The organism is Cellulomonas triticagri, assembly GCF_003696205.1.
In the GTDB taxonomy this organism is placed as follows: domain Bacteria; phylum Actinomycetota; class Actinomycetes; order Actinomycetales; family Cellulomonadaceae; genus Cellulomonas; species Cellulomonas triticagri.
In genome coordinates this window covers 1-10,278 of record NZ_RFFI01000132.1, presented here as the reverse complement: position 1 = coordinate 10,278, position 10,278 = coordinate 1, and the positions used below count along the sequence as shown (strand labels likewise).

Genomic DNA, 10,278 nt, shown 5'->3' with positions numbered 1-10,278 from the left:
GCTCGGGTGCGGCGGCCGGCTCGGCGCCGGGGACCGCCGGGGCGGTCCAGCCGCGCTCGCGCGCCAGCGCCAGACCGCGCAGCGTGGGCTCGCCCGCCGCGACGCCCTCGTCCGCGAGGCCGTCGGGGAACCCGGCGAGCACGCGGGAGACCTGCTTGAACGTCTGCACCTGCGCGGGGCCGCGGGTCGGCGCGACCGGCTCCCCCGCGATGAGCCGCCCGACGACCTCGGCGGCCGAGTCGGGCGTCTGGTTGTCGAAGAACTCCCAGTTGATCATCATCACCGGCGCGAAGTCGCAGGCGGCGTTGCACTCGATGCGCTCGAGCGTGATCTTGCCGTCGGCGGTGGTCTCGTCGTGCCCGATGCCGAGGCGGTCGGTGAGGTCCTCCCAGATCGCGTCGCCGCCCATGATCGCGCACAGCGTGTTGGTGCAGACGCCGACCGTGTACTCGCCGTTCGGACGGCGCTTGTACTGGGTGTAGAACGTCGCGACCGCGGACACCTGGGCGGTCGACAGGTCGAGGACGCCCGCGCAGAACGCGACGCCCGCGGGACTGACGTAGCCGTCCTCGGACTGCACGAGGTGCAGCAGCGGCAGCAGCGCGGACCGCGCGTCCGGGTACCGGGCGACGACCTGCGCGGCGTCGGCGGCCAGGCGCTCGCGCGTCGCGTCGTCGTAGACCGCGCGGGGACGCCCCGATCCGGGGATGCGCGGGTGGTCGATGGTCGACATCAGCGGTCCACCCCTCCGAGCACCGGGTCGATGGACGCGACGGCGCAGACGACGTCCGCCACCTGCCCGCCCTCGCACAGCACCGACACGGCCTGCAGGTTGTTGAACGACGGGTCGCGGAAGTGCGCCCGGTACGGCTTGGTGCCCCCGTCGGAGACGAGGTGCACCCCGAGCTCGCCGCGGGGGTGCTCGACGGTCTGCCACACCTGGCCGGCGGGGACCCGGAAGCCCTCCGTCACCAGCTTGAAGTGGTGGATCAGGGCCTCCATCGAGGTGCCCATGATCTCGCGGATGTGCTCCAGGGAGTTGCCCTGGCCGTCGCTGCCGACCGCGAGCTGGGCGGGCCAGGCGATCTTCTTGTCCGCGACCATGACCGGGCCGGGGCTGCCCGCGCCGAGGCGCTGCACGACCTGGTCGACGATCCGCATCGACTGGTAGCACTCCTCGATGCGCAGGACCATGCGGTCCCAGCAGTCCGCGCCCTCGGAGACGGGGACGTCGAAGTCGTAGGTCTCGTACCCGCAGTACGGGGCGGCCTTGCGGACGTCGTACGGCAGGCCCGTCGAGCGGAGCATCGGGCCGGTGATGCCGAGCGCCATGCAGCCCGCGAGGTCGAGGGCGCCGACGCCCTGCAGCCGCCCCTTGAGGATCGGCTGGCCGAGCATGAGGTCCTCGAGCTGCGTGAGGTACTTCTTCACGCCGGCCAGCGCCTCGCCGACCTGCTCCAGCGTGCCCGGGGGGATGTCCTGCGCGACGCCGCCGGGGCGGATGTACGCGTGGTTCATCCGCAGGCCGGTGATGAGCTCGAAGATCCGCAGGATCTCCTCGCGGGCCGTGAACCCGATGGTCATGATCGTGGTGGCGCCGAGCTCGTTGCCGCCGGTCGCCAGGCACACGAGGTGCGAGGCGATCCGGTTGAGCTCCATCATCAGCACCCGGATCTGCGTGGCCCGCTCGGGCACGTCGTCCGTGATGCCGAGCAGCTTCTCGACCGCGAGGCAGTAGGCCGCCTCCTGGAACAGCGGGGCGACGTAGTCCATGCGGGTGCAGAACGTCACGCCCTGGGTCCAGGTGCGGAACTCCATGTTCTTCTCGATGCCGGTGTGCAGGTAGCCGATGCCCGCGCGGGCCTCGGTCACCGTCTCGCCGTCGATCTCGAGCATGAGGCGCAGCACGCCGTGCGTGGAGGGGTGCTGCGGGCCCATGTTGACGACGATGCGCTGCTCGCCGAGCCGGGCCGCCTCCTCGGCGATGTCCGACCAGTCGCCGCCGGTCGCCTCGAACGTGCGCAGGCCGACGGTCTCGCCGTCGACCACGTGCCCGGTCGCCCTCGGCGCGTGGGGGGTGTGCGTGCTCATGAGTACTGCCTCCGCTGGTCGGCGGGCGGGATGGTGGCGCCCTTGTACTCCACCGGGATGCCACCGAGCGGGTAGTCCTTGCGCTGGGGGTGGCCGGGCCAGTCGTCCGGCATCTCGATCCGCGCCAGGTCGGTGCGACCGGTGAACCGGATGCCGAAGAAGTCCCAGGTCTCGCGCTCGTGCCAGTCGTTCGCCGGGTAGACGTCGACCGTGCTCGGGATGGTGGGGTCGCCCTCGGGGGCCGCGACCTCGACGCGCAGGCGCCGGCCGTGCGTGACCGACACCAGGTGGTAGACGGCGTGCAGCTCGCGGTCGGTGTCGTGCGGGTAGTGCACGCCGCTGACGCCGAGCGACAGCTCGAACCGCAGGTCCTGGTCGTCGCGCAGGTGCGTGGCGACCTCGACCAGGTGGGCCCGGGCGATGTTCAGCGTCAGCTCGCCGCGGTCCACGACCACGGACTCCAGCGCGGCGTCCGCGCCGGTGCCGGACGCGTCCAGCAGCTCGGTGAGGACGTCCACGACCTCGTCGAACCAGCCGCCGTACGGCCGCTCGCTCGGGCCGGGCAGCACCACGGTCTGCACCAGGCCGCCGAACCCGGAGGTGTCGCCCGTGCCGTGCACGCCGAACATGCCGTGCCGCTCGGTGACGACCTCGAGCGGGAGCGTGCGGTTCGCGGGGACGTGCTGGGCCCCGGCCTCCAGGGCCGCCTCGCTCGTCGTCTGCGCGCCCGCGTCGGCGGCGCCCGCGGTGCCCGCCTTGGCGGCCGCCGCGGCGTCGCGCTTCTCGTCGGTCATCGCAGCAGTCCCGTCATGTGGGAGGTCGGCTCGGCGCGCAGCGCCGCGGTCTCGACCTCGCGGGCGATCTCGGCCCGGTCCTTGCCCAGCGGCGCGGTCTTGACCTGCTGCTGCAGCTCGAGGATCGCGTTGAGCAGCATCTCCGGGCGCGGCGGGCAGCCGGGCAGGTAGATGTCCACCGGCACGACGTGGTCGACGCCCTGGACGATCGCGTAGTTGTTGAACATGCCGCCGCTGCTGGCGCACACGCCCATCGACAGCACCCACTTGGGCTCGGCCATCTGGTCGTAGACCTGCCGGACCACCGGGGCCATCTTCTGGCTCACGCGGCCGGCGACGATCATCAGGTCGGCCTGGCGCGGGGAGGCGCGGAACACCTCCATGCCGAACCGCGAGATGTCGAACCGCGACCCGCCGGTCGCCATCATCTCGATCGCGCAGCAGGCGAGCCCGAAGGTCACCGGCCACATCGACGCCTTGCGGGCCAGGCCCGCGAACGTCTCGATCGACGTCAGCAGGAACCCCGAGGGAGCAGCCTCTTCGATACCCATGTCAGTCCTCGTCCCACTCCAGGCCGCCGCGGCGCCACTCGTACAGGAACGGCACCGTGATCAGCGCCAGGAAACCCACCATCGCGACGAGCCCGAACAGGGCGAGCTCGGTGAAGTCGACGGCCCACGGGTAGAGGAAGACCACCTCGATGTCGAAGACGATGAACGTCATCGCGACGAGGTAGTACTTGACCGGGAAGCGCCCGCCGCCCATGGCGTGCGGGGTCGGCTGGATGCCGCACTCGTAGGCCTCGAGCTTGGCGCGGTTGTAGCGCTTCGGGCCGATCACGGCGCTGGCGGCGAGTCCGCCGACCGCGAGGACGGCGGCGACCCCCATCATGACGAGGAGGGGGACGTACGGGTTGGTCATCGGTGCTCTCCCGGTGGGGGGTGGAGTGCTTCCGTGGGGCTCTGCGGCGTCGGTGCCACGGGTGGTGCGCTGTCGGGCGGGGCGCGGTCCGGCGGGCGAGGCCGGGTGCGCCCCCGGTCAGGGAGGCGCGGTCATGACGCCGGCGCCAGATGTGCGAGGCCGGCGATGGTGCGGTCGACCCAGTCTCCGCCGTGGGGCTCGTAGCAGTCCGCGAGCAGCTTGTGCACGAAGCGCATGACCAGCGGGCGAGGCAGGCCGTACCTCGTGCAGGCGCGCATGACCTGCGGGTGCTCGATGAGCTTCACGAAGACCCGGCCGAGCGTGTAGTACCCGCCGAGGTCGTCCTTCATGCGCGCGCCGTAGGAGGCGAGCGCGCGCTCGCGCCCGGCGGCGGTGCCCCGGGCGGTGGCCTGCACGGCGGCGTCCGCGGCGACGCGGCCCGCCTGCAGGGCGTAGGCGATGCCCTCGCCGTTGAACGGGCTGATCATCCCGGCGGCGTCGCCGACCAGCATGAGCCCGCGGCCGTAGAGCGGGCCGCGGTTGAAGCCCATGGGCAGGGCGGCGCCGCGGACCGGGCCGATCTGGTTCTCGGGCGTGAACTCCCACTCCGCGGGGGCGTTGCGCATCCAGGTCGCGAAGAGGTCCTTGTAGTCGACCTTGGTCGGGGCGGCGGTCGAGGCCACCGAGCCGAGGCCGACGTTGGCGGTGCCGTCGCCGAGCGAGAAGATCCAGCCGTAGCCGGGCATGAGGTTGGACCGTCCGGGCGGGCCGTCCCAGAGCTCGAGCTGGCTCTCCATCATCGGGTCGGCGTGCCGCGGGGTGCGGAAGTAGGTCCGGACGGCGACGCCCATCGGGCGGTCCATCCGCTTCTCCAGGCCCATGCCGGTGGCGAGGCGGGCGGAGACGCCGTCGGCGGCGACGACCAGCGGCGCCCGGTAGGTGACGGGGTCCCCCGCACGGCGGCCGTCCGCGTCGACGGGACGGGCCTCGACGCCGATCACGCGGCCCGTCCGCTCGTCGAGCAGCGGGCCGGTGACGTTGGTGCGCTCCTGGACCTTGGCCCCGGCGGCGCGCGCGTGCTCGACCAGCAGGTGGTCCAGCGACATGCGCGAGCGGGCCAGCCCGTAGGACGGGTAGGACGACAGCTCGGGCCAGGGCAGCTCGATGGTGTGGCCGCCGCCGACGACGCGCAGGCCGGTGTTGCGGATCCAGCCGTCCTGCTCGCGCAGCGGCACGCCCATGCGCGTCAGCTCGGCGACCGCGCGGGGCGTCAGGCCGTCGCCGCAGATCTTGTCGCGCGGGAAGGACGCCTTGTCGAGCAGCAGCACGGACAGGCCCGCGGCGGCGCAGTGGTAGGCCGCGGCCGACCCACCGGGTCCGGCACCGACGACGATGACGTCCGCGTCGTCGCTCTGACCAGTCTGCACAGTCCGCCCCATTTGTGAATGCCTTCACACCTGTTACGGGCCGAGTCTAGGAGAAGACTGTTCTCGTGTCTGCGAAGGTTTGCCTCAGTAGCGTCCCTGCTGCTGGCGAACTTTGCCGGGACTTTCGTCCCATGAATGCCGGCTAATTCGTCCCAGGATTGCTCGCGCGGTGCAGCGCGACGATCCCGCCGGACAGGTTCCGGTACGCCACCGAGCGCCAGCCGGCCTCCTGGAGCAGCGCGGCGAGGCCCCGCTGGTCCGGCCAGTCGCGGATCGACTCCGCCAGGTACGTGTACGCGTCCGACTCCTTCGCGACCACGCGCGCCACCTTCGGCAGCGCCTGCATGAGGTACCCGGAGTACACGGTGCGGAAAGGCGCCCACGTCGGGGTGGAGAACTCGCACACCACCAGGCGGCCGCCCGGCTTCGTCACGCGGCGCATCTCCCGCAGCGCCCCCACGGTGTCCACGACGTTGCGCAGGCCGAACGAGATCGTCACCGCGTCGAACGACCCGTCCGCGAACGGCAGGGCCGTCGCGTCGCCCGCCGTGAACGGCAGGTCCGGGCGGCGCAGCTTGCCCACCGCGAGCATCCCCGTCGACAGGTCGCACGGCACGACCCGCACCCCGGCGTCCGCCAGCGGCTCGCTCGACGTGCCGGTGCCCGCCGCGAGGTCCAGCACCGTCTCGCCCGGCAGGGCGTCCAGGCCCTTCAGCGTGGCCTTGCGCCACATCCGGTCCTGCCCCAGCGACAGCACGTCGTTGGTCAGGTCGTAGCGGCGGGCGACACCGTCGAACATCGAGGCGACGTCGTGCGGGTCCTTGTCGAGCGAGGCGCGAGGCATGCCCCCATCGTGTCAGTTCCGCGGGGCCGGGGCCGCGCGCCACCCGCGACGCGCCGCGGACGTACCCTGGTCCGCGATGACCAGCCCCCTCGGCGACCACGAGCACGCGCCCCTGCCCCACGCGGAGCCGCTCGTGGTGCGCACCGTCCCCCTCGACGCCCCCGACGACCTGCTCTCTCTGCTGCCCCACGACGCGCCGCTGACCTGGGTGCGCCGCGGCGACGGCCTGGTCGGCTGGGGCGAGGCCGCGCGGGTCGAGGTCGCCGGGGCCACCCGGTTCGCCGACGCCGAGCGCGCCTGGCAGCGGATGGTCGCGCACAGCGTCGTCCGCGACGAGGTCCGCCTGCCCGGCACCGGCCCCGTCGCCTTCGGGTCGTTCGCGTTCGACGACGAGTCCGCCGCGGGCGGCGTGCTCGTGGTCCCCCGCGTCGTCGTCGGGCGTCGCGACGGCCGCTCCTGGCTCACCGTCGTGGAGACCGCCGGGACGCTCGGCCCCGCCCCCGACTGGTCGCTGGTCGCCCGGCACGTCGCGGCGCTCACCCCGGTGCGCTCCCCCGGCGCCGTCACGTACACCCCCGGCGCCGTCGCCGCCGCGGACTGGACCGAGGTCGTCGCCCGCGGCGTCGCCGCCATCCGCGCGGGCGAGGTCGACAAGGTCGTGCTCGCGCGCGACGAGGTCGCCACGACCACCGAGCCGCTCGACGTCCGGCACGCGCTGCACCGGCTCGCCGAGCGGTACCCGACCTGCTGGACGTTCTCCGTCGACGGCCTCATCGGAGCCACCCCCGAGCTGCTGGTCCGCTCCGAGAAGGGCCTGGTCACCTCCCGCGTGCTCGCCGGGACGATCCGGCGCACCGGCGACGACGACGCCGACCTCGCGCGCGCCGCGATCCTCGCGCACTCGTCCAAGGACCTCGAGGAGCACGAGTACGCCGTCACGTCCGTGACCCGCGCGCTCGCCCCGTTCTGCTCGTCCACCAACGTCCCCGACGCGCCGTTCGTGCTGCACCTGCCCAACGTGCTGCACCTCGCGTCCGACGTCACCGGCGTCCTCGCGGGCGTCGGCGAGCCGCTGCCCGCCGAGGGCGGCGACCTCCCCTCGGCGGCCACCGCCGGGCACCCGACGTCGCTCGCTCTCGCAGCCGCGCTGCACCCCACCGCCGCCGTGTGCGGGACCCCCACCGACGCCGCGCGGGCGCTGATCCGCCGCATCGAGGGCATGGACCGCGCCCGGTACGCCGGGCCCGTCGGCTGGGTCGGCGCGGACGGCGACGGCGAGTGGGGTATCGGCCTGCGCTCCGCCGAGGTCGACCCCGACGACCCGCACCGGCTCCGGCTGTTCGCGGGGTGCGGCATCGTCGCCGCCTCGAACCCGGAGTCCGAGCTCGCGGAGTCCCGGGCCAAGCTCGTCCCCATGCGCACGGCCCTCGCCTCGGACTGACCGGCACCACCCTCCGCCCGCGGACGTGAGGCGGCCCCCGCCGCACCCGGGGGACGGGGTGCCGCGGGGGCCGCGGGCCGGCGACGGGCGTCACCGGCGGGTGAGACCCGGGCGGGGCAGGGGGGACCCGCCCGGGTCGTTCAGGTGGGGGGCGCCGCGTCAGCCGCGGCCACCACCCTGCTGCTGGCCCTGCTGCTGCTGGAACCACTCCCACAGCTGCTCGGGCGTCATGTCCTCGGGGTTCTGGCCGCTGCCCTGGTCCGAGCCGGAGCCCGAGGACGCGGTCTCCTCGCGGACCGCGAGCGTCACGTCGACCTCCATCGACTTCCCGTCGCGGACCAGCGTCAGCGTGGTCTCGTCGCCCGAGGCGTGCGTCCGCACGTAGCCGGTCAGCTGCTGCGCGCCGCCGACGGCCTTGCCGTCGATGCCGACGATGACGTCACCGGTCTGCACGCCCGCCTGCGCGGCCGGCGAGCCCTCGGTGACCTGCTGCACCTGCGCACCGGAGCGGGTGACCCCGTCCGCCGTGGCGGTGCCGTCGACCAGGCCGACGCCGAGGAACGCGTGCTCCGCGGTGCCGTCCGCGATGAGCTGGCTGGCGATCATGTCCGCGAGGTTCACGGGGATCGCGAAGCCCAGGCCGATCGAGCCCGACTCGCTGGACGTCGTCGCGATGGACGACGTGATGCCGATGACCCGGCCCTGCGCGTCGAACAGCGGGCCACCGGAGTTGCCCGGGTTCACCGCGGCGTCGATCTGGATCGCGTTGGTGACGACGGACTCGTTGCTGCCGTCCTCGGTGGTGGACACCGGGCGGTCGAGCGCCGAGACGATGCCGGTGGTGACCGTGTTCGCCAGACCCAGCGGGTTGCCGACCGCCATCACCGGGTCGCCGACCGTGACCTCGGACGAGTCACCGAGCGCCGCCGGGGACAGGTCGTCCGGGGCGTCCTGGAGCTTGATCACCGCGAGGTCGGTCGTCGGGTCGGTGCCCACGACGTCGGCGGTGAAGATCCGGCCGTCGGTGAGCGTGACCTGCACCTGGCCGTCCTGCGCACCCGCGACGACGTGGTTGTTCGTGACGATGTGGCCCTCGTCGTCCACGATCACGCCCGAGCCCTGGGCCTCGCCCGAGGAGGTCGTGACCTGGATCGCGACGACGGAGTCCTGCACCGCCGCGGCGACCTTCTGCCAGTCCGGGTTCTCCGCCGACGAGCCGGAGACCGGCACGGTGTCGGTGGACGACTGCCCGATGGAGCTGATGTCCGCGGCGCGCGTCCCGCTGCTGCCCTGGTCGAACGCGCCGACCAGCGCGGCGGTGCCGAGGCTCGCGAGCAGCGCCGCGCCCACGCCGACGCCGACGACCGGCAGCCAGAGGCGGTTGCGGTCGGTCCGGGTCCTCGTGCCGCCCGGGCCTCCCGGACCCTGCGGGCCGCCCTCGGCGCCGAACGCCTGCGGGTAGCCGGGGTCGCCGGTCGGCTGGTGCTGACCCTGCTGGGACTGGTGCGGGTCCTGCGGCTCGGGGCGGCCGAACGCGGCGAGCGGGTCGCCGGCGTGCTGCTGCTGGGCCTGGGGCTGCGGGTACGCGCCGGGGGCGCCCTGCTGCTGGCCGGGCTGCGGGTACCCGGGGTGCTGCGGCGCCGCGTACTGGCCGTAGCGCGGCTGCGGGCGCGGGTCGTGGTGCTGACCCTGCGGCTCCTGCGCTTCCTGCGGCACGGCCGGGTACGTCGGGCCGCCCTGGGGACCGGATGGCGCGGACGGCAGCTGCTGCGTGGGGGTCGGGGCGATGCGCTGCGTCGGGGCGTCCTGCGGGGGCGCGGGGACGGCCTGCGTCGCGGCGGTGCCCGCCTGCGCGGCGTCCTGCTGCCCGGCAGCGCTCGCGGCGCGGTCGGCGGCCTGCTCGGTGGCGTCGGCGCGCTCCGGCTGGGGCGCGCCCGTGGCGTCCTGCGGTCCCTCGGGGGTGCTGCTCATGGGATGTCCTCCTCGTTCGTGACACCCATGAGACCCCCACGCGCTGGAACCACGCTCAAGGAAACCTGAGAGCCTCCTGCGAATCGGCGATGCCGACCCCGCCGCGGCGCGGGAGGTCAGGGGGCGTCGGTCAGGGTCGTCCGGATCGCGGTCCGGACGTCCGCGGCGAGTCGCTGGTCCAGGGCACGGCGGTCCGCGCGGTCGACGCGGACCTCGACCACCGAGGTCCCCCGGCCGGGGGCCGCGAGCGCGGCAGCCAGGGCGACGGGGTCGGAGACCCGCACGTGCCGGACGCCGTAGCCCGCGCAGAGCGCGGCGAGGTCGGCGGTGTGCGGGGTGCCGAACACGCGCTCGAAGGTCCGGGCCCGCTCGGGGGCGCCGTGCTCCAGCGTCGCGAAGATCGACCCGCCGCCGTCGTTGAGCACGACGACCTGGAGGTCCGGCTCGGCCTCGGTGCTCGGGCGCAGCAGCCCGCCGACGTCGTGCAGGAAGGTCAGGTCCCCGACGAGCGCCCGCACCCGGCGGTGCGGCAGGCCGAGGGCGACGCCCGCGGCGGTGGACAGCGTGCCGTCGATGCCCGCCAGCCCGCGGTTGGCGAGCACCAGCGGCGGTTCGGCCCACCGGGCCACGAGGTCGAGGTCGCGCACCGGGTTGGACGCGCCGACCAGCAGCACGTCGTCCGGGGCGCACGCGGCGGCGACCACCCGCACGGCGGCGGGGCCGGACAGCGGCGGCGTGGCGCGGGTCGGCGGGGCGGCCGGGTCGTCGTCCAGCAGCGCGTCGACGGTG

General features: G+C 74.1%; 10 protein-coding genes. 1 reads left to right on the top strand and 9 read right to left on the bottom strand.

All coding sequences use genetic code 11. From position 1 onward, the window contains the following. The 7 genes from nuoE to EBM89_RS17705 form a co-directional block, all read right to left on the bottom strand. On the bottom strand, window positions 1-733 hold a 733-nt coding region (gene nuoE / locus EBM89_RS17735; RefSeq protein ID WP_122150965.1), incomplete at its 3' end, for an NADH-quinone oxidoreductase subunit NuoE. After that, window positions 733-2,091 carry an NADH-quinone oxidoreductase subunit D gene (locus tag EBM89_RS17730; RefSeq protein WP_122150964.1) on the bottom strand — a complete coding sequence of 453 codons (1,359 nt, stop codon included), beginning with the start codon at window positions 2,089-2,091 and terminating at the stop codon, window positions 733-735. The genes nuoE and EBM89_RS17730, both read right to left, overlap by 1 nt. Then, the gene (locus tag EBM89_RS17725) at window positions 2,088-2,885 is read right to left on the bottom strand and encodes an NADH-quinone oxidoreductase subunit C (protein WP_122150963.1); all 798 of its coding nucleotides are present in this window, start codon (window positions 2,883-2,885) and stop codon (window positions 2,088-2,090) included. The genes EBM89_RS17730 and EBM89_RS17725 overlap by 4 nt, the downstream gene beginning before the upstream one ends. Continuing rightward, window positions 2,882-3,436 (bottom strand): NuoB/complex I 20 kDa subunit family protein, encoded by a 555-nt coding sequence (locus tag EBM89_RS17720; RefSeq protein WP_122150962.1) that lies wholly within the window; start codon window positions 3,434-3,436, stop codon window positions 2,882-2,884. Before EBM89_RS17720 ends, EBM89_RS17725 begins: the two co-directional genes overlap by 4 nt. Before the next feature lies 1 nt (window position 3,437). Further along, window positions 3,438-3,806 (bottom strand): NADH-quinone oxidoreductase subunit A, encoded by a 369-nt coding sequence (locus EBM89_RS17715; RefSeq protein ID WP_122150961.1) that lies wholly within the window; start codon window positions 3,804-3,806, stop codon window positions 3,438-3,440. 131 nt (window positions 3,807-3,937) lie between these two features. Then, the gene (locus EBM89_RS17710) at window positions 3,938-5,245 is read right to left on the bottom strand and encodes a geranylgeranyl reductase family protein (protein ID WP_122150960.1); all 1,308 of its coding nucleotides are present in this window, start codon (window positions 5,243-5,245) and stop codon (window positions 3,938-3,940) included. Between the two features lie 130 nt (window positions 5,246-5,375). Then, window positions 5,376-6,077, bottom strand: a complete 702-nt coding sequence (locus EBM89_RS17705) for a demethylmenaquinone methyltransferase (protein WP_122150959.1) — start codon at window positions 6,075-6,077, stop codon at window positions 5,376-5,378. Window positions 6,078-6,153: 76 nt separating this feature from the next. On the opposite strand from EBM89_RS17705, the gene EBM89_RS17700 reads away from it, so the two are divergent. After that, entirely contained in the window at window positions 6,154-7,518 is a 1,365-nt protein-coding gene (locus EBM89_RS17700) for an isochorismate synthase (protein WP_122150958.1), read from the top strand. Window positions 7,519-7,677: 159 nt separating this feature from the next. On the opposite strand, the gene EBM89_RS17695 is transcribed toward EBM89_RS17700, so the two are convergent. Together EBM89_RS17695 and EBM89_RS17690 are read right to left on the bottom strand one after the other, a co-directional pair. Beyond that, window positions 7,678-9,489, bottom strand: coding sequence for a S1C family serine protease (locus EBM89_RS17695; RefSeq protein WP_199732186.1), 1,812 nt, complete (start codon window positions 9,487-9,489; stop codon window positions 7,678-7,680). A 116-nt stretch (window positions 9,490-9,605) separates the two neighbouring features. Beyond that, a partial coding sequence (locus EBM89_RS17690; RefSeq protein ID WP_233571830.1) for a thiamine pyrophosphate-binding protein occupies window positions 9,606-10,278 on the bottom strand: 673 nt, incomplete at its 5' end.